General features: G+C 71.3%; 17 protein-coding genes. 13 read left to right on the forward strand and 4 right to left on the reverse strand.

Annotated features, from left to right (window positions below):
• Nucleotides 1-129: 129 nt before the first annotated feature.
• The 11 genes from ACWFR4_RS25690 (at nucleotide 130) to ACWFR4_RS25740 (ending at nucleotide 11,264) form a co-directional block, all read left to right on the forward strand.
• Nucleotides 130-4,173, forward strand: coding sequence for a molybdopterin-dependent oxidoreductase (locus ACWFR4_RS25690; protein ID WP_453654802.1), 4,044 nt, complete (start codon nucleotides 130-132; stop codon nucleotides 4,171-4,173).
• Nucleotides 4,174-4,278: 105 nt separating this feature from the next.
• Complete coding sequence (locus tag ACWFR4_RS25695; RefSeq protein WP_453654720.1) at nucleotides 4,279-5,577, forward strand: methyltransferase domain-containing protein; 1,299 nt, start codon at nucleotides 4,279-4,281, stop codon at nucleotides 5,575-5,577.
• A 26-nt stretch (nucleotides 5,578-5,603) separates the two neighbouring features.
• Entirely contained in the window at nucleotides 5,604-6,293 is a 690-nt protein-coding gene (locus ACWFR4_RS25700) for a M24 family metallopeptidase (RefSeq protein ID WP_453654722.1), read from the forward strand.
• A gap of 170 nt (nucleotides 6,294-6,463) precedes the next feature.
• Nucleotides 6,464-6,940, forward strand: a complete 477-nt coding sequence (locus tag ACWFR4_RS25705) for a cupredoxin domain-containing protein (protein ID WP_453654724.1) — start codon at nucleotides 6,464-6,466, stop codon at nucleotides 6,938-6,940.
• A 42-nt stretch (nucleotides 6,941-6,982) separates the two neighbouring features.
• On the forward strand, nucleotides 6,983-7,450 hold the full coding sequence (locus ACWFR4_RS25710; RefSeq protein ID WP_453465841.1) for a hypothetical protein: 468 nt from the start codon (nucleotides 6,983-6,985) through the stop codon (nucleotides 7,448-7,450).
• Nucleotides 7,451-7,735: 285 nt separating this feature from the next.
• Complete coding sequence (locus ACWFR4_RS25715) at nucleotides 7,736-7,939, forward strand: cold-shock protein (protein WP_327578695.1); 204 nt, start codon at nucleotides 7,736-7,738, stop codon at nucleotides 7,937-7,939.
• A gap of 205 nt (nucleotides 7,940-8,144) precedes the next feature.
• The gene (locus ACWFR4_RS25720) at nucleotides 8,145-9,599 is read left to right on the forward strand and encodes a DEAD/DEAH box helicase (protein WP_453654726.1); all 1,455 of its coding nucleotides are present in this window, start codon (nucleotides 8,145-8,147) and stop codon (nucleotides 9,597-9,599) included.
• Nucleotides 9,600-9,748: 149 nt separating this feature from the next.
• Nucleotides 9,749-9,943, forward strand: coding sequence for a hypothetical protein (locus tag ACWFR4_RS25725; RefSeq protein ID WP_453469494.1), 195 nt, complete (start codon nucleotides 9,749-9,751; stop codon nucleotides 9,941-9,943).
• An 8-nt stretch (nucleotides 9,944-9,951) separates the two neighbouring features.
• Complete coding sequence (locus ACWFR4_RS25730) at nucleotides 9,952-10,263, forward strand: SCO5918 family protein (protein WP_453469493.1); 312 nt, start codon at nucleotides 9,952-9,954, stop codon at nucleotides 10,261-10,263.
• A gap of 188 nt (nucleotides 10,264-10,451) precedes the next feature.
• Complete coding sequence (locus ACWFR4_RS25735; protein WP_227297850.1) at nucleotides 10,452-10,793, forward strand: MerR family transcriptional regulator; 342 nt, start codon at nucleotides 10,452-10,454, stop codon at nucleotides 10,791-10,793.
• A 192-nt stretch (nucleotides 10,794-10,985) separates the two neighbouring features.
• A complete protein-coding gene (locus ACWFR4_RS25740; RefSeq protein ID WP_453654728.1) occupies nucleotides 10,986-11,264 on the forward strand; it encodes a hypothetical protein in 279 nt (92 codons plus the stop codon).
• Nucleotides 11,265-11,289: 25 nt separating this feature from the next.
• On the opposite strand, the gene ACWFR4_RS25745 is transcribed toward ACWFR4_RS25740, so the two are convergent.
• Nucleotides 11,290-12,273: a helix-turn-helix transcriptional regulator gene (locus ACWFR4_RS25745; RefSeq protein ID WP_384001378.1), complete on the reverse strand. Its 984-nt coding sequence runs from the start codon at nucleotides 12,271-12,273 to the stop codon at nucleotides 11,290-11,292.
• A gap of 169 nt (nucleotides 12,274-12,442) precedes the next feature.
• Between ACWFR4_RS25745 and ACWFR4_RS25750 the strand changes: the two genes are divergently transcribed.
• Nucleotides 12,443-12,982, forward strand: a complete 540-nt coding sequence (locus tag ACWFR4_RS25750; RefSeq protein ID WP_453458880.1) for a hypothetical protein — start codon at nucleotides 12,443-12,445, stop codon at nucleotides 12,980-12,982.
• Between the two features lie 4 nt (nucleotides 12,983-12,986).
• Nucleotides 12,987-13,592, forward strand: coding sequence for a response regulator transcription factor (locus ACWFR4_RS25755; RefSeq protein WP_326710674.1), 606 nt, complete (start codon nucleotides 12,987-12,989; stop codon nucleotides 13,590-13,592).
• Nucleotides 13,593-13,702: 110 nt separating this feature from the next.
• Here the strand turns inward: ACWFR4_RS25755 and ACWFR4_RS25760 are convergent, their stop codons facing one another.
• From ACWFR4_RS25760 to ACWFR4_RS25770, 3 genes are read right to left on the reverse strand one after another with little or no spacing between them, the layout of a single operon-like run.
• Entirely contained in the window at nucleotides 13,703-14,818 is a 1,116-nt protein-coding gene (locus ACWFR4_RS25760) for a 3-dehydroquinate synthase II family protein (RefSeq protein WP_453654730.1), read from the reverse strand.
• Nucleotides 14,790-15,725 carry a 2-amino-3,7-dideoxy-D-threo-hept-6-ulosonate synthase gene (locus tag ACWFR4_RS25765; RefSeq protein ID WP_453458882.1) on the reverse strand — a complete coding sequence of 312 codons (936 nt, stop codon included), beginning with the start codon at nucleotides 15,723-15,725 and terminating at the stop codon, nucleotides 14,790-14,792. Before ACWFR4_RS25765 ends, ACWFR4_RS25760 begins: the two co-directional genes overlap by 29 nt.
• On the reverse strand, nucleotides 15,722-17,386 hold the full coding sequence (locus ACWFR4_RS25770) for a class I adenylate-forming enzyme family protein (RefSeq protein WP_453458885.1): 1,665 nt from the start codon (nucleotides 17,384-17,386) through the stop codon (nucleotides 15,722-15,724). Before ACWFR4_RS25770 ends, ACWFR4_RS25765 begins: the two co-directional genes overlap by 4 nt.
• Between the last annotated feature and the right edge of the window lie 26 nt (nucleotides 17,387-17,412).

Consider the following 17,412-nt stretch of genomic DNA (forward strand, 5'->3'; position numbering starts at 1 on the left):
CGGGCATTTCGTACGGTCGGGTGGTCTCATCCGACCCACGAAAGAGAGCGCCCGGTGGTCACTCAGGACGCGCGGGGCCGTACCGAGCAGGTGCGGACCGTGTGCTCGTACTGCGGGGTGGGCTGCGGGATGGTGCTCGACGTCGCCACCGGGGCCGACGGACGCCGGAAGGTTCTCAAGGCGTCGGGCGACAAGGCCCATCCCGCCAACTTCGGGCGGCTGTGCACCAAGGGCGTGACCACGGCCGACATGCTGAGCGCCCCCGGGCGGCTGACCTCCGCGCTGGTGCGGGCGGAGCGGGGGACCGAGCCGGTGCCCGTCGCCGTGGACGAGGCGATCACGTCCACGGCTCGGCGGTTGCGGGCGATCCTCGACGAACACGGCCCGGACGCGGTCGCCTTCTACGTGTCGGGGCAGATGAGCCTGGAGGCGCAGTACCTCGCCAACAAGCTCGCCAAGGGCTTCGTGCGCACCAACCGGATCGAGTCCAACTCCCGGCTGTGCATGGCCAGTGCGGGCAGCGGCTACAAGCTCTCCCTGGGCGCCGACGGGCCGCCCGGCTCGTACCAGGACTTCGAGCGCGCCGATGTCTTCCTCGTCATCGGGTCCAACATGGCCGACTGCCACCCGGTCCTCTTCCTGCGGCTGATGGAGCGCGTCAAGGCGGGCGCGAAACTGATCGTCGTGGACCCGCGGCGCAGCGCCACCGCCGACAAGGCCGGACTGTTCCTGCAGATCCGGCCGGGAACCGATCTCGCCCTGCTCAACGGGCTGTTGCACCTGCTCCACGAGAACGGCGACCTGGACGACGAGTTCATCGCGGACCGTACCGAGGGCTGGGAGGCGATGCCGGAGTTCCTCGCCGACTATCCGCCCGCCACGGTCGCGGAGATGACCGGTATCCCGGAGGAGGACATCCGGAAGGCCGCGCGGTGGATCGGTGCGGCGGGAGAGTGGATGAGCTGCTGGACCATGGGGCTCAACCAGTCCACGCACGGCACGTGGAACACCAACGCTCTGATCAATCTGCACCTGGCCACCGGGGCGATATGCCGCCCCGGCAGCGGACCGTTCTCGCTCACCGGCCAGCCCAACGCCATGGGCGGCCGCGAGATGGGCTACATGGGACCCGGCCTGCCCGGTCAGCGATCCGTTCTTGTGGACGAGGACCGTGCCTTCGCCGAGGACCTGTGGGGTCTGGAACCCGGCGCCGTACGGGCGGACGGCTCCGGGCAGGGGACCGTCGACATGTTCCGGCGGATGGCCGAGGGGGAGATCAAGGCCTGCTGGATCATCTGCACCAACCCCGTCGCCTCGGTCGCCAACCGCAGGACCGTGATCGAGGGGCTCGAAGCTGCCGAACTCGTCGTCACGCAGGACGTGTTCGCCGACACGGAGACCAACGCCTACGCCGATGTCGTCCTGCCCGGCGCGCTGTGGAGCGAGACCGAAGGCGTCCTGATCAACAGCGAACGCAACCTCACCCTCGCCCGCCCTGCCGTCGACCCGCCCGGCGAGGCCATGGCCGACTGGCGCCTCATCGCGCTCATCGCCTGCGAGATGGGATACGAGAAGGCGTTCTCGTACGACACTGCCGAGGACGTCTTCGAGGAGATCAAGCGCGCCTGGAACCCGAAGACCGGGTACGACCTGCGGGGCGTGACGTACGAGCGGCTGCGCGCCACGCCCGTCCAGTGGCCCGCCGCGGACGCCGAGGGTCCGGACCGCAACCCGATCCGGTACATGAGCGAGGACGGCGCCGGTCCGGTGTTCCCGACGGCAAGCGGCCGGGCCGTGTTCTTCGCCCGCCCGCACATCCCCGCGGCGGAAATGCCCGACGACGACTACCCGTTCGTCCTCAACACCGGGCGCCTCCAGCACCAGTGGCACACCCTCACCAAGACCGGCAAGGTCGCCAAGCTCAACAAGCTCGACCCGGCGCCCTTCGTCGAGTTGCATCCCGAGGACGCCGACCGTCTGGGCATCGGCGAGGGAGATTCCGTGGAAGTCGCCTCCCGGCGCGGCCGGGCCGTGCTGCCCGCCGTGGTGACGGACCGGGTGCGGCCGGGGTGCTGCTTCGCACCGTTCCACTGGAACGACCTCTTCGGTGAGTATCTGAGCATCAACGCGGTGACCAGCGACGCCGTCGACCCGATCTCGTTCCAGCCCGAGTTCAAGGTGTGCGCGGTGACGCTGGCCAAGGTCAGCACGCCGGTCGCGGTCGTTCCCCGGCCGTCCCCGGTCCCTGGCGCGGAGCCGGGGCCGGAGCTCGTCGCCGCGTCCACCGCTGCGCCCGGCACCGCGGCCGTGTTCGGGCTGGCATCCACCCCTCCGCCCGTGCTGACCGAGCGCGAACGCCAGTACCTGGTCGGCTTTCTGGCGGGGCTGGAGTCGGGAGCGCCGGGGGTTCCCGTCCTGCCGCCCGGCGCGCCCTTCACCGAGGAGCACGCCCGCTGGGTGAACGGCGTACTCGCCGGCATGTACTCGCGCGCACCGCAGCCGGACACGGAGCCCGCGCAGAGGGCCGGGAGCGGCGGCCGCGAGGTGGTCGTGCTGTGGGCCTCGCAGACCGGAAACGCCGAGGAGTTCGCGGCGATCACCGCCGACCGGCTCACCGCGGCCGGGCACCGCACCGCCCTGATGGGCATGGACGCCACCGACCCCGGAACCCTCCCGGCCACCGCTGATCTACTGCTGATCACCAGCACCTTCGGCGACGGGGACGCACCCGACAACGGCGCCGGATTCTGGGAGGCCCTCACCGCCCCCGACAGCTCGCGGCTGGAGGGCCGGCGCTATGCCGTACTCGCCTTCGGGGACTCCTCGTACGACGACTTCTGCGGCCATGGGCGACGCCTCGACCGGCGCCTGGACGAACTGGGAGCCGTGCGCCTCGCGCCGCGCACCGACTGCGAACCGGACTACGAGCCCTCCGCCCACGCCTGGCTCGACCAGGTCTTCACCCACCTGAGCACCGCTCCGACACCGGTCCACGACCTGGCGCAGGCACCCGCCCAGGCGCCCGCCCCGGCCATGACGCCGATCCGCAGCACCAAGCCCGCACCCGCCGTCGCCCGGCTGGCCGGCAATCGGAATCTCAGCCTTCCCGGCGCCGGGAAGGAGGTCCGGCGGTTCACCTTCGACAGCCGGGACAGCGAGGCGCCGCTCGTCTATGAAGCCGGTGACGCGCTCGGCGTGCATCCCGTCAACTGCCCTGATCTGGTGGCCGAATGGCTGGCCGTCACCGGTCTCGCCCCCGACGCCGCCGTACAGGTCCCGGGCGTGGGCGACGTCCCCCTCGGCGAGGCCCTGCACCGGCACCTCGACATCACCCGGCTCACCCCCGCCCTGCTCGCCTTCATCACCGAGCGCACCGGCGACCGCGACCTGAAGAAGCTGCTGCGCCCCGACAACAAGGGCGAGCTCGCCCAGTGGTCCTGGGGCCGCCAGGCGGTCGATGTCGTCGCCGAGCACGCGGCCCACGCCGACGCCCAGGACTGGGCCGGCGTCCTCAAGCGGCTGCAACCCCGCCTGTACTCCATATCGTCGAGCCCTCTGGTCGACCCCCATCAGGTGTCGCTGACGGTCTCCGTCGTCCGGTACGAGAACGTCCGCGGCCGCCCCCGCAAGGGCGTGTGCTCGGCCTTCCTCGCCGATGCCGCTCCCGATGTCCCGGTGCCGGTCTTCGTCCAGCGCTCACCGAACTTCCGGCCCCCGGCGGACCCCACGGCTCCGATGGTCATGGTCGGTCCCGGCACCGGTGTCGCCCCGTTCATCGGATTCCTCGACGAGCGTCGGGCCCGCGGACACGGCGGTCCGAACTGGCTCTTCTTCGGTGAACAGCACCGCGCCACCGACTTCTACTACGAGGACGAGCTGTCCGCCTTCCTCGCGGACGGCACCCTCACCCGGCTCGACACGGCCTTCTCCCGCGACCAGCGTGCCAAGATCTACGTCCAGGACCGCATGCGCGAACACGGTGCCCAGCTGTGGTCCTGGCTCCAGCAGGGCGCGCACTTCTACATTTGCGGCGATGCCGCCCGCATGGCCAAGGACGTCGACAGCGCACTGTGCGGCATCGCCGTCGCCCATGGCGGCCTCGCCCCCGATGCGGCCGCCCTGTACGTCAAGCAGCTCGCCGCCGACAAGCGCTACGTCCGCGACGTCTACTGACGGAGCTGGAGTTGAGCCGCTTGTGCGGCTTGAATGGTCTTGTTGACTCGCACGTACTGTGTGATCAGGCTGTTCTGTGCTGCATGTGCGGATTGGGGCGAGGCCGTGGGCGTACTGGTGGTGCAGCATGTGCGGGACGAGGGGCCCTGCGCGATCGGTGAGGCACTGATGGCGGCCGGGCTGCGGCTGCGGGTGTGCCGGGTGTGGGCGGGGGATCCGCTGCCGGAGAGCCTGGCCGGGGTCGAGGCACTGGTCGTGATGGGCGGGCCCATGGCCGCTCACAGCGATGCCGGGTTCCCTGCGCGTCGTGCCGAACTGGCCCTGCTGCGCGAGGCGTTGGCCGCCGAGGTGCCGGTGCTCGGGGTGTGTCTGGGGGCCCGGCTTCTCGCCGTCGCGGCGGGCGGCGCGGTCCGTACGGGTTCCGGCTCGCAGCCGGGCTGGGGTGAGGTACGCACCGGTCCGGCGGCCGACCGGGATCCGCTGTTCGCGGGTGTACCCGAGCGGCTGCGCGTGCTGCACCGGAACGGCGACATCATGGAACTGCCGGACGGCGCCGCGCTGTTGGCCTCCTGCGAGCGGTATCCGGTGCAGGCGTTCCGGGTGGGCGGCTCGGCGTGGGGGCTGCAGTTCCACCTGGAGGTGGACGAGGCCGCCGTGGACGCCTCCGTGACGGCATTCCCGGAAGAGGCCGCCACCGCTCCCGGCATCCGCGATGCCGCGTCGGGTGAACCGGCCGAGCCGGGCCCGTACCGGGACCGGGTGTTCGGGCGGTTCGCGGCGCTGGTGGCCGCGCGCGCCGCGCACACCGCCACCCGTACGTTCTTCACGCCCAGGGCCGATGCCTGGGAGGCGCGCTTCGCCGCCGACGGCCCGAGGTACGTGGCAGCGGTCGCCCGGATGGGGCTGCTCCCCGGCCAGACGGCTCTGGACCTGGGCTGCGGCAGCGGACGCGCCCTGCCTGCCCTGCGTGCCGGGGTGGGTGACAAAGGGAAGGTGTTCGGGGTGGACGTCACCTCGGCCATGCTCACGGCAGCCGCCCGGGAGGGGCGCGCCGGTCCGGCCTGCCTGCTGGTCGCCGACTGCCACCGTCTGCCGTTGCCGCCGGGCGCGACGCACGGCATCTTCAGCGCCGGGCTGCTCGACCATCTCCCCGACCCACCCCTAGCCCTGCGGGAGTGGGCTCGCGTCACCGCCTCCGGCGGCACGCTTCTTCTCTTCCATCCCTCCGGCCGCGCCGAGCGCGCCGCCCGGCACGGCCGCCCCTTGAGCCCCGACGACCCGCTGGGCGAGCCGAATCTGAGGCCCATGCTGGACGGCAACGGCTGGCAACTCGTCTGCTACGAGGACAACTCCGAGTACTTCCTGGCCCGTGCCGTCCGCGTCGTCGACGAGGCGCACAACTGAGCGGAACACCCGACCGGAGGGGATTCATGAACACCGAACTCGACCGCACCGCATGCCTGTTGGACGCCCAGGCCAAAGCCGCCGAGCTCTTCGCCGAGATCGAGGCGAGGAAGCTGGTCGCGCCGGGGGAGGGGGAGCGGGCGGTCAGCGACCGGATCCGCGACCTCGCGAACGAACTGTTCGGACCCACGCGCCACTGGCACAAGCGCATCGTGCGCTCGGGCCCGAACACCCTCCACCCGTACAAGGAGAATCCCCCGGACCGGATCATCGGCCAGGACGACATCGCCTTCGCCGACTTCGGGCCGATCTTCGAGGAGTGGGAAGCCGACTTCGGCCGCACCTTCGTCCTCGGTGACGACCCCGACAAGCTCCGGCTGCGCGACGACCTGCCCGAGGTCTTCGCCGCCGGACGCCGCGCCTTCGAGACCGACTTGGACATCACCGGCGCCGCGCTCCACGCCGAGGTCGCCCGGCTGGCCGCCACGCGCGGCTGGGAACTGGGCGGCTGGCACGCCGGTCACCCGGTGGGTGAGTTCCCGCACGAGAAGATCGACGGCGCCGACATCGAGTCGTACATCGCACCCGGGAACGCCGCCCGGCTCCGGCGCCCCGACCGGGCCGGACGCGACTGCCACTGGATCCTGGAGATCCATCTGATCGACCGCGAGCGCGGCTTCGGTGGCTTCCACGAGGAGCTTCTCGACCTGGGATGACCGTATGCAGCCCGTTGCGTAGGCCGTTCAGGCGCTGTCACTCGTGCGAGGGCCTCCTCCTGCCGACATCTCTTAGCGGTGCCCGTGTTCATCCGTCCGGCGGACGGATCCGTGCATGGGCCGGGCTCCTGCCGGACATCGGCGTGCCCCGCAGACCACTTGGAGACACGATGTCCATGCGTCACCGCCGACCGCACGCGGCCCTGATCGTCGCCGCCCTGTGTCTGGTCACCACCCTCACCGGATGCTCGGACTCGGGCGACGGGTCCTCCTCCAGCAGCACCTTGCCCGCCTCCGCTTCCGTATCGGTGTCCTCCGGCGCACCGTCCGCCCCGGCGAGCGCCTCGACCCCGGCGTCCCCCTCCGCCTCGCCGTCGTCGTCCGTGAGCAGCAAGGGCGAAGTGAAGGTCACCATCAAGAACTTCGCCTTCCACCCGGCCAAGTTCGAGGTCAGCCCCGGCACGAAGATCACCGTCACGAACGAGGACTCGGCCACGCACACCCTGACCGCCGACGACAAGTCCTTCGACACCGGCAACCTCGCGCAGGGGGAGTCGGCCACCATCACCGCGCCGTCCAAGCCGGGCTCGTACTCCTACATCTGCACCATCCACCCGAACATGAAGGGCACCCTCACGGTCCGCTGACGTCGGCGCACCCCGCACGCCCTCGTCACCGGGAGGACCCGTATGTCCCACGAACCGACCGACCCCCCGTCCCCCCGCCCTGCGCGCCGGCCATGGCGCGCGGCGGCCCGCATCCTCGCCGCCGCCGGACTCGCCGTCAACGCGTACGTGCACGCGGACCTCGCGTCCCGCTACGACCCCGTCAGCGCCACGATCAGCCAGGGCTCCCTCTTCAGGATCGAGACCGCCCTCGCCGCGCTCGCCGCCGTGCTGGTCCTGTTCTGGCGCCGGTCCCTCGGCGACGTCTTCGCCTGGCTCACCGCGGCCGGCGGGCTCGCCGCCCTGCTCGTCTACCGCTTCGTCGACGTCGGCGCATTCGGACCGCTGCCCAACATGTACGAACCCCTCTGGTACGCGGAGAAGGACCTCGTCGTGCTCTCGCAGGTCGTGACCGTCGTGGCGATGACCATGCTCCTGGTCGCCCGGGGTCGCGAACGGCTCCTGACCTGGCGGTCGGCCGCCGGCCACTGAGTGATATCTGTTCCGGCGAGTGCAGAAATTGGGGGCGGGCGGGCTGAAGTTTTTCCGGTCGGCGGGGCCGGGAAATTGGAGTTCTGCGGGATTTCGATGTGGCATGCTACTGTTGGATTTAGTTGCAGTTGTGGTTCCCAAAAACTTCGAGTGCCTCCGCCGGGATATTCGTTTCCGGCGGGAGCGCTTCTGTGTTTCCGGTGTCTTTTCCGGGCGGGGCGATGATCGCGGCGACAGGGGTTCGCACAGTGCGGGCTCCGGGCACTGCCCCGAAGGAGATATGACATGGCTACTGGCACCGTGAAGTGGTTCAACGCGGAAAAGGGTTTCGGCTTCATCGAGCAGGACGGCGGCGGCCCCGACGTCTTCGCCCACTACTCGAACATCGCCGCCCAGGGCTTCCGTGAGCTGCAGGAAGGCCAGAAGGTGAACTTCGACATCGGTCAGGGCCAGAAGGGCCCGACGGCCGAGAACATCGTTCCCGCCTGACGTCGTCGCTGACGCGTAGACCGTAGCTGGGGCCCGCACCTTGGGGTGCGGGCCCCAGCTCGTTGCTTTTCCGGGTGCCGTTCATCTTTTTGGCATCCAATTATTCGGCTCGTTCCTGCGATTCCCTGTGCTGTTCAAATGTCGCGGGAATTCCCTGACGCGTGCCGTGCATTTTCGTGCCGCGCTCAGGAAGGTTTTGCCGATCATGAAACGTACGTATGGGGCAGGTCGAGAGAGTCGATCCGGGCGAACGAGCCGGAGTGTGGTTTCCGGGGAGTTCGCGTTGCCGAAGACCGTTCGGCCGGGTCTCCCCGCCGTCGCTTCCTTCGGGGAGCTCGCCCTGCCGGACGAGCTCCTGCGGACGCTCACCAGCCTCGGCATGAACGAGCCGTTCCCCATCCAGGCCGCGACCCTGCCCAACTCCCTCGCCGGGCGTGACGTGCTCGGCCGCGGCCGTACCGGGTCCGGCAAGACCCTCGCGTTCGGGCTCGCCCTCCTCGCCCGTACCGCCGGGCGGCGCGCCGAGCCCCGCCGTCCGCTCGCCCTGGTCCTCGTCCCCACCCGCGAACTCGCCCAGCAGGTCACCGAGGCACTCACCCCGTACGCGCGGTCGCTGAAGCTGCGGATGGCCACCGTCGTCGGCGGGATGTCCATCGGGCGTCAGGCCGGAGCGCTGCGCGGCGGCGTCGAGATCGTCGTCGCCACCCCGGGGCGGCTCAAGGACCTCATCGACCGAGGCGACTGCCGGCTCGACGAGGTGGCCGTCACGGTGCTCGACGAGGCCGACCAGATGGCCGACATGGGCTTCATGCCCCAGGTCACGGCCCTGCTCGACCAGGTGCGGCCGGAGGGCCAGCGCATGCTGTTCTCCGCCACGCTCGACCGCAACGTCGACCTCCTCGTGCGCCGCTATCTGCACGACCCCGTGGTCCACTCCGTCGACCCGTCGGCCGGCGCGGTGACCACGATGGAACACCACGTCCTGCATGTGCACCCCGTCGACAAGCACGCGGCCACCACCGAGATCGCCGCCCGCGACGGCCGGGTCATCATGTTCCTCGACACCAAGCACGCGGTGGACCGGCTGACCCGGGACCTGCTCGGCGTGGGTGTGCGCGCCGCCGCCCTGCACGGCGGCAAGTCCCAGCCGCAGCGCACCCGCACCCTCGCCCAGTTCAAGAGCGGCCACGTCACGGTCCTGGTCGCGACCAACGTCGCCGCCCGCGGCATCCACGTCGACAGCCTCGACCTCGTCGTCAACGTCGACCCGCCCGCCGACCACAAGGACTACCTGCACCGCGGCGGCCGTACGGCCCGTGCCGGGGAGTCCGGCAGCGTCGTCACCCTGGTCATGCCCAACCAGCGCCGCGACATGAGCCGGCTGATGCGCGACGCCGGGATCACTCCGCAGATCGCCCAAGTCCGTTCGGGTGAGGCCGAGTTGAGCCGCATCACCGGGGCGCGGGCGCCGTCCGGTGTGCCGGTCGTCATCACCGCGCCAGTGGCGGAACGCCCTCGGCGCAGCGGGGCGAGCACCCGCGGCCGCCGCAGCCGTTCCGCCGAGGCGCGGCGCGCCGCCGATCCGAGGCGCGCCGGCGACCAGCCGCGCACGGGGCAGGGCACGGGAACCTTCCGGCCCCCGGTCGCCGCGGCGTCCTGACCTGTGAGACCACGGCCCGTAGCCCTGCCCCGTCCCCCCATCCCGTAGGAGGCACTTTGACACTGGTCGAGACACATCCGCGCGAGACGGCCCGCCCCCCTTCGGGGGGTGCGTACCCGAGGCCGTCGGGACCTCACGTCTGGGCCGACATGACCGTCGAGGTCGCCCTGTCCGTCCTCGACAGCTCCCGTGCCGGTCAGCTTCTCCTCTGCGACGAGGACGGCCGCTGCACCGGTACGGTCAGCCGCGCCGAGCTGGGCGCCGCGCGCGACAGCGCCCGTTACACCGATCGCATCCAGCTGCGGGACATCGTCCACAGCTCCGGTCCGTCCCTCTGCCTGTGAGGCCCCCCATGCGCTGTGTCATCGCCAGATTCCCCTTCGACCTCTTCAGCAGTGATGTGCTGGAGGCGATGAAGGGCGTCAAACCCGAACCCGTCACCGGCGACTCCGTTCTCATCGGGCGGCGCCGCTACCCCGTCAAGCAGGTCGGGGCCGTCATCACCCGGCAGGACCGGCGCGACTTCACCTCCGGTGAGGTGGTCAGGGCGCTGACCGCGCTCGGCTTCGCCTGTACCGAGGCCTCCGCGGGCGGCTCCGCCGGGGCTGGACTCACCCCGCTCCAGGCCGCGTCGGCGCTGATGGGCTCGCCCGCCTCCGCGTAGACACGCCGCCGCCGGCCATCGAGGCCGCGCGCATGCCGAGGGCCCCGACCTGCGCACCGGTCGGGGCCCTCGGCGTGCGCGCGGCCCCGCGGCGGCGTGGCCTTGCGGACGCATGGTGTTCAATTTGCCCGGGGCGCGGCCGCCGCGACGGCGCCGGGGCCCCTCCATGCGCCCCTCGACGAGGTGAAATGACAGCAGAAGGACCGCTCGGCCGTCTCGACGACGACGATTACCCCGCCTTCACGATGGGCCGGGCCGCCGAGATGATCGGCACCACGCCCGCGTTCCTGCGGGCCATCGGTGAAGCGCGCCTGATCACTCCGCTGCGGTCGGCCGGCGGACACCGCCGCTACTCCCGCTACCAGCTGCGTATCGCGGCACGGGCCCGCGAGCTCGTCGACCGGGGCACCCCCGTCGAGGCCGCCTGCCGCATCATCATCCTCGAGGACCAGCTCGAGGAGGCCCTGCGCATCAACGCGGAGTTCCGCCGCGCGGCGGCCGGACCGGACGCCGGGGCCGAGGGCCGATAGGCCCCACCCGAAGACCCCGCCCCTCAGGCAACTCCCTGCCATGCAGCTTCCTGGCGTGGCCGGATGCGGACAGTGGGGGTGGCGCGGTGATTATCTCTAGGCACGCAGTCGGAACGGGCCGAGACGGACCGGACCGGCGCAGGTCAACGCATCGAACGTACGCCGCACCGTACTCGCGAATGGAGACCTCTCATGTCCCGTGCCACCACCCGCTGTACCGTCCTCGCCGCCGCCGTACTCGGCGGGATCCTGTGGGCCGTGCCCGCGCAGGCCCTCCCCTCGGGGGCCACCGGACAGGGTGCCGGCGCCCCGAAGGCGGCCCCCTCCTCCGCCGACGACTTCGTGTGGCCGACCCCGCCGGCCCGGCCCCTCGACTTCGTGTGGCCGAGCCTTCCGCAGAACCTGCCCGGCCTGCCCGGTATACCCGCCTCGCCCGACGACTTCGTCTGGCCCGTCACCCCTCAGCGGTGAGTGCGATGCGGACGACGACGCCCCGTCAGATCCACTCCCTGCGCGTGGCCTGCACACCGGCCTCGAAGCGGCTCGACGCACCGAGGCGCTCCATCAGCTCGGCCATGATGCGGCGCTCGGTGCGGACCCCGATACCGAGCGCACGGGCCACGGCCTCGTCGGTGAGACCCGTCGCAAGGAGCTGGAGGAGCTTGCGCTCCTGCGGGGTCAGCCCGCCGGGCAGGGCGTCGCCGGGCCGGTCGAGGGGGCAGGAGTGTTCCCAGTACGCCTCGAACAGGGCCCGCATCGCGAGAACCACCGGCTGGCTGCTGAACAGCAGCGCGGACGGCTGGGCCTGACCCGGCAGACCTGCCACGATCGCCGCGGTGTTGTCGACGATGAGCAGCCGCATCGGCAGCGTCGGCGAGGTCCGGATCTCGCTGTGCCGCTCCGCCATCCACTGCGCGTGCGCCTTGGTGACGCGGTCGTTGGCGACGCTGTCGAGGTAGATCGACCGGAAGCGCACCCCCCGCGCGAGCGCCCGCTCGTTGAGGGGCCGGCCGGCCTCGATCGACTCCTGGGTGAGCGCGTTGACCGGATGGAACGCGAGGGACTCGCGCACGCAGGACTCGGCGAGCGCCTCCAGACGGATACGGATGTCGTCGACGTTGTCGAGGTGTTCCGTGCCGTCCAGGGTGTTCGACCAGCCGGACGCCGTGTACTCGGCGGCGAGCGCGGCCAGCGCGGCGCGGTTCTGCTCGATGCGCTGCTGGCGCCAGGCCAGTTCGTTCTGCTCCCGCTGGAGGAGGACCTTCAGGCCGAGCGACGGGTTCACCGCCCGCAGCCGGCCGGGTGAGTCCGTCGAAGGCGCGAGGAGGGCGAGTTCGGACAGCCGGTCCAGGGCCGCCTCCACCGCCTCCGGTGTGCAGTCGAGTAAAGCGGCGAGGCGCTTCGGATCGTGTTCCTTGTGGAACAGAATCGCGCGGTAGACGCCGAGCGTCTGCTGATCCAGTGACGAGACTTCGTCCACGTGGTGTTTCCCCCTTGAACCACGGTTGAACGTTTATTCAGCGCCAAGTCAAGGCGCCTGAGCTCCACTTCATCAGGGCGCGCCGCGTTCCCGGCGACGCGCACGTTTCAAGCCGTCCACAGATTCCGCACGTTACCTGCTCATCGTATTCCGCGAACAGGGAGTCCTCGTGTCCCACGCAGCGTCCTACGCACCCCCGCCGCTCGACGGCTGCGTCGTCCTCGTCGTCGACGCCACCACCGGCACCGGACGGGTCGTCACCGCGCGGCTCTGTGCCGCCGGGGCCGCCGTCGCCGTCGTCGGCGCGGGCCATCGGGGGCGCGGGGACGACGCGGCCACCAACGCCGCCTTCCTGTGCAAGGAGCTGGCCGACATCGGTCTCGTGGCGCTGCCCTACCAGGTGGACGCCGAGGACACGGAGGCGGTGCTGGGGCTGCCGGCGCAGATAGCCGCCGACATCGGTCCGCTCACGGCCGCCGTCGTGATCGTCCCGGCCGAGGACGCTCCGTACGGCCTCGCGGACACGTTCCGCGCGGTGTCGGCCGCCGTCGTCGCGGGCCTGCCCGTCCACGCCGTGCACATCGAGATCGACCAGGAGGCCCGGGCCGAGGAACTGGCCAGGTCGGTGGTCGACCGGCTGCTCGGCACGTCCGGTTCCGGTTCCGAGTCCGAGTCCGAGCCTGAGTCCAGTACATCGATACGGGGGTAGAGAGATGTCCGTACGCGTGGTCGTAGCAGGTGATCACCAGCTGGTCCTCGAAGCGTTCGCCGAGACGCTCAACGGCACCAACGGCCTGGACGTCGTGGGGCTCGCCACGACCTACGAGGCCGTGCTGCCCGCCGTCGAACGGCACCGGCCGACCGTGCTGCTCCTCGGGGAGCCCACCATGGGCGGCAAGGCGCTGCGGGCCGCGACCGATGTGCGCGCGCAGCATCCCAAGTGCGGCGTCGCCCTCATGGTCGGAGCGGCCACCCCCGCGGTGGTCGACCGGGCCGTCGCCGCGGGCGCGCTGGGCATCGTCCCCAAGAACGCGCGTCTCCCGCAGCTGATCACCACCCTCATGGGCGTCGCGGGCGGCTGTCTCACCGTCGACCCGGCGCTGATGCGGCCGCCCACAACCGGTGAATCGGCGCTCAGCGTACGAGAGATGGACGTGCTGCGCCTCACCGCCGGCGGCGCCACGGTGAAGGAGATAGCCGGCGAGCTGTATCTCGCCGCGGGGACCGTACGGAACCTCACCTCGGCGGCCATCAAGAAGCTGGGCGGCCGCAACCGGTTCGACGCGGCGCGCATCGCGAGCGAGCACGGATGGCTGTGAGACCGGGGCGGCCCGGGGCCGGACGCGCGCCGGCCCCGGCACGGGGTGTGCCGGGGCGGGGCGTCCTGGTGCGAGCCGTACGGGCGCTGCTCACGCGCGTACGGGCGCTGCTACTTCTCCAGGCAGAACTCGTTGATCGGGTAGCCGACATGGCGGTCGGCCGTGGGCAGATGGCCCAGGATCGTGTCGCCCGGCTTGAGTTCGGTGCTGTTGAGGACCGAGGCGCCGGGGCCGAGGACGCGGACGTGCCAGTCGTCCTGGAGGATCAGGTTGACCGTCTGGCCGTTGGGCGCGACCGCGTCGATGGAGATCAGCGGACGCGTCTCGATCTTCACCCGGCCGACGCTGACGGGGCGCGTGCGGCCCTTCACGTCGACCGCAAGCACCGAGCTGCCGGCGTGCAGTTCGCTCAGGTAGTGAGTCCGTCCGTGCTGCGCCACGGTGTACGAGTGGAGCGCGCCGGCGTTGACCCGGAAGGGGCGCGTCGGCATGTACGGCAGCGGGTGGGTCTCGCTGACGCACAGCACCATGCCCTTGGAGTGCGAGCCGACGAGGATGCCCTCGTCCTTGCGGAAGTGGGTCGTCGTGTCGACGCAGGCACGCTCGCCCATCCCGATGTGTGTGGCGCCCGTGACCGTCAGCTCGACCAGCGGGATCTCCCCGCCGCGCGAGGTCGCCGCCGTGCGCAGGGCGGTGGCGTCGCCCACGGTGCGGCCGCGCATCAGGACGCCGTCCGAGCCCAGTTCGAGCACGCCGTAGACGATCTCGGCCTCCTCGTTGTTGGCCGCGGTCGTGATGATCGAGCCCGGGGCGCCGGTGGCCGCCGCGATGACGATCTCCAGCGGGATCTTCGTCGGGTCGCGGAAGTCGAGGACGCTCCACGCCTCCAGACGCGCCGCCAGGCAGGCGTCCTCCAGGGTGTCGGCGTCGACGATCTCGACGTAGCGGCCGAACTCGACGTCGGGGTGCGCCGCGACGAGCGGCGCCCGCTCGTCCTTGCCGCCGGGCACGATCACCAGGTCGGCCTCGCCGAGGTCGGTGGGGACCGAGGCCGCCCCGTCCTCGAACAGGAGGATCTTGCGGACGGTCGGGGGCAGGCCGGTGAAGGCGGCCGGGTCGGCGGCGACGACGCCGTCGATCCGCTGGTGGACGGCCTCTTCGAGGATGGCGGCGGTGGCGGTGCCGGCGTCGCGGATGTCAAGCCAGCACAGTTTGGCGTCCGTCATGATGCGGACCTCCTGTCAGATCGTGGGAGAGCGGGGTGGTGGTCGGTGCGTCGAGGTGGTCCGGGGTGAGCCGGGCGTCGCTGTCCGTGTCGGCGGACGCGGTGAAGGGGCCCGGCCCGAAGTGCTGTTCGGGGAAGTGGTGGACGAGCCGGGCGACCTTGGCGGCGAGCCTCCTGGGGTCGGCGGCCTGGAAGATGTTGCGGCCCATCGCCACGCCGCCCGCGCCACCGGCCAGGGCGTCCCGCACGTACGAGAGGACGTCCTCCTCGTCGTCGAGGGCGGGGCCGCCCGCGACGAGCACCGGCACCGGGCACGCCGCCGTCAGGTCGAGCATCTCCGCGGTGGAGCCGAGGAAGACGGTCTTGACCAGGTCGGCGCCCAGGTCGGCGGCGATCGTCACGGCGTGCGCGACGAGCTCCGGGTCCCGGGGGTCGGTGATCCGCGGGCCGCGCGGATACACCATGGCGAGCAGCGGCAGGTTCCAGCGGTCGCAGGCGTCGGCGATCCGGCCGAGGTCGCCGATCTGCTGCCGCTCGTCGTCGGAGCCGAGGTTGACGTGGACGCTGACGGCGTCCGCGCCGAGGCGCAGGGCCTCCTCGACGCCGGCGACGACGTACTTGGCGTTGGGGTCGAGCGCCTGGCTGGTGCTCGCGTTGAGGTGGATGATCAGGGACATCGCGGCGAACCGCTCCGGACTGATGTGCCGCACACTGCCCTTGTGCACGACGACGGCGTCCGAACCGCCGGCCGCGAGGCGGCCCGCGAGATGGTCGAGTGACATGCCCTTGGACACCACGGGACCGTCACTGATCGAATGGTCGAGAGGGGTGATCATCAGGCCGGCCGTGCTGTGGCGGTAGAGCCGCCGCAGCCGCAGCGACCGGGCGAAGTGGCCGTATGCGGTCATGAGACGCCCTTTCTGGTTCGCGGGATGGCGTGATCGGGCGGGGCGCCCGTGCCGCGTACGCGGCCGGGGCCGTCCCGCGCGGTGGCTCCGCGCGGGGAGCTGGTGGCGGGCGCCGGCGCCGTCCCTGAGCGCTCGGGTGTGGACGACACCCGGCGCAGATACGCGCGGTCCGGCTTGCCCGACGGGGTCAGCGGCAACTGCGGCCAGACGGAGATCCGGACCGGGGTGTGCTCCGGAGTCAGCGTCGCGGCCACGTATCCGCGCAGGTCGCACGAGGTGCGGGCGGCGCCCGAGTGCAGTTCGACGGCGGCGTGCACCTGCTCCACGTAGTCGTCGTCCCGCACGCCGAAGACCGTGGCCTGGCGTACCTGCGGATGCTTGAGGAGCGCGTCCTCGATCGCCGTGGGGTCCAGCTTCAGACCGCCGTGCTTGATCACGTCGCCGACGCGTCCGTCGAGCCGCAGATAGCCGTAGCGGTCCCAGTGCCCGAGGTCACCGGTGCGCAGCCAGCCGTCCCTGAGGGTGGCGCCGGTCAGCTCGTCGTCGTCCAGATAACCGGCGGTCACCGTCGGGGAGTTGACCCACACCTCGCCCGTGACGCCCCGCTCGACCTGTGGTCCGTCGCCGGGCGCCCTGATCTCCAGGCGCACCCATGGGAAGGGCCGGCCGACCGAGCCGAGCAGTTCCGGCTCCCGGTGGTCGAGCGGGTTGAGGCTGCTGATGCCGCCTGCCTCCGTGGTGCCGTACACCTGGATGAGGACGTCCCCGAAGAGGCGGACGGCCCGCTCCACGCGGCCCGGGGCCGCCGGTGTGCCGCTGTAGGTGATGCGGCGCAGCGAGGACAGGTCGGTCTTGTCGATGCCCGGATGGTCGAGCAGCCGGTAGAGATGGGGGACCGCCAAGTACACGTCGGTGACGCGCTGTTGTGCGAAGGAGCGCAGTACGTCGTCGGGGTCGAAGCCGTCGTGGAGCACCACCGTTCCGCCGCCCGACAGGACGGCGTCGGCCATCGGCGCCGTCGTGTGGCTGATCGGTGTGACGGACAGGAGCGTCGCGGGTCCCCGGGGATCGAGGCCATGGGCGAGGCGGTCGACGAGCTCCTCACGGGTGCCGAACTGCTGGGCGACCATCTTGGGCCGGCCCGTGCTGCCGCTGGTGAAGTCGACGACGGCGAGCGCGTCGGGCCGCGGCGGCGGCAGCCGACCCGGATCGAGGACCCGGGCGGGAGCCCCACGCGGGATCGGCAGCACGGTGAGCCCCGGCAGGCGGTGGGACAGCCAGCGCCCCCGCTCGGCACTCTCCTCGTCCACCAGCAGGAGCAACGCGCCCAGATCCCGCAGGAGTCGGGTCTGCGTGCCGAGCGAGAACGTCTCCGTGTCGGTCCTCGGGTTCATCGACCGTACGTAGACGGAGGTGGCCCCCAGCAGGTGCACGGCGTACCGGGCGCTGAGCATCAGCGGATGGTTCGGCCCGGTCAGGACGGCCACGGTGTCGCCCCGGCCGACCCCGTGCTCGTACAGCAGGGCCGCGGTGCCGTGGACGGAGTCGCTCAGCTCACCGGCGGCGACGGTGCCGTCCGGCCGGTGCAGGACCGCGCGGGACGGATCCCGTTCGAGCGCGTCGAGAATGCGGCGGACGTACGGGCTTGATCGTGCGGTCATGTTTCCCCCTTTCTCCAGCAATTCGA

It is taken from the genome of Streptomyces sp. NPDC055140, assembly GCF_053607285.1.

Bases quoted from the DNA above. Each gene is read 5' to 3' on its own strand.
- ACWFR4_RS25690 (WP_453654802.1), top strand. From the start codon at position 130: ATGGTGCTCGACGTCGCCACCGGGGCCGACGGACGCCGGAAGGTTCTC.
- ACWFR4_RS25735 (WP_227297850.1), top strand. From the start codon at position 10,452: ATGACAGCAGAAGGACCGCTCGGCCGTCTCGACGACGACGATTACCCC.
- ACWFR4_RS25740 (WP_453654728.1), top strand. From the start codon at position 10,986: ATGTCCCGTGCCACCACCCGCTGTACCGTCCTCGCCGCCGCCGTACTC.
- ACWFR4_RS25755 (WP_326710674.1), top strand. From the start codon at position 12,987: ATGTCCGTACGCGTGGTCGTAGCAGGTGATCACCAGCTGGTCCTCGAA.
- ACWFR4_RS25765 (WP_453458882.1), bottom strand. From the start codon at position 15,725: ATGACCGCATACGGCCACTTCGCCCGGTCGCTGCGGCTGCGGCGGCTC.
- ACWFR4_RS25715 (WP_327578695.1), top strand. From the start codon at position 7,736: ATGGCTACTGGCACCGTGAAGTGGTTCAACGCGGAAAAGGGTTTCGGC.
- ACWFR4_RS25730 (WP_453469493.1), top strand. From the start codon at position 9,952: ATGCGCTGTGTCATCGCCAGATTCCCCTTCGACCTCTTCAGCAGTGAT.
- ACWFR4_RS25770 (WP_453458885.1), bottom strand. From the start codon at position 17,386: ATGACCGCACGATCAAGCCCGTACGTCCGCCGCATTCTCGACGCGCTC.
- ACWFR4_RS25710 (WP_453465841.1), top strand. From the start codon at position 6,983: ATGTCCCACGAACCGACCGACCCCCCGTCCCCCCGCCCTGCGCGCCGG.
- ACWFR4_RS25700 (WP_453654722.1), top strand. From the start codon at position 5,604: ATGAACACCGAACTCGACCGCACCGCATGCCTGTTGGACGCCCAGGCC.
- ACWFR4_RS25760 (WP_453654730.1), bottom strand. From the start codon at position 14,818: ATGACGGACGCCAAACTGTGCTGGCTTGACATCCGCGACGCCGGCACC.
- ACWFR4_RS25725 (WP_453469494.1), top strand. From the start codon at position 9,749: ATGACCGTCGAGGTCGCCCTGTCCGTCCTCGACAGCTCCCGTGCCGGT.
- ACWFR4_RS25720 (WP_453654726.1), top strand. From the start codon at position 8,145: ATGAAACGTACGTATGGGGCAGGTCGAGAGAGTCGATCCGGGCGAACG.
- ACWFR4_RS25705 (WP_453654724.1), top strand. From the start codon at position 6,464: ATGTCCATGCGTCACCGCCGACCGCACGCGGCCCTGATCGTCGCCGCC.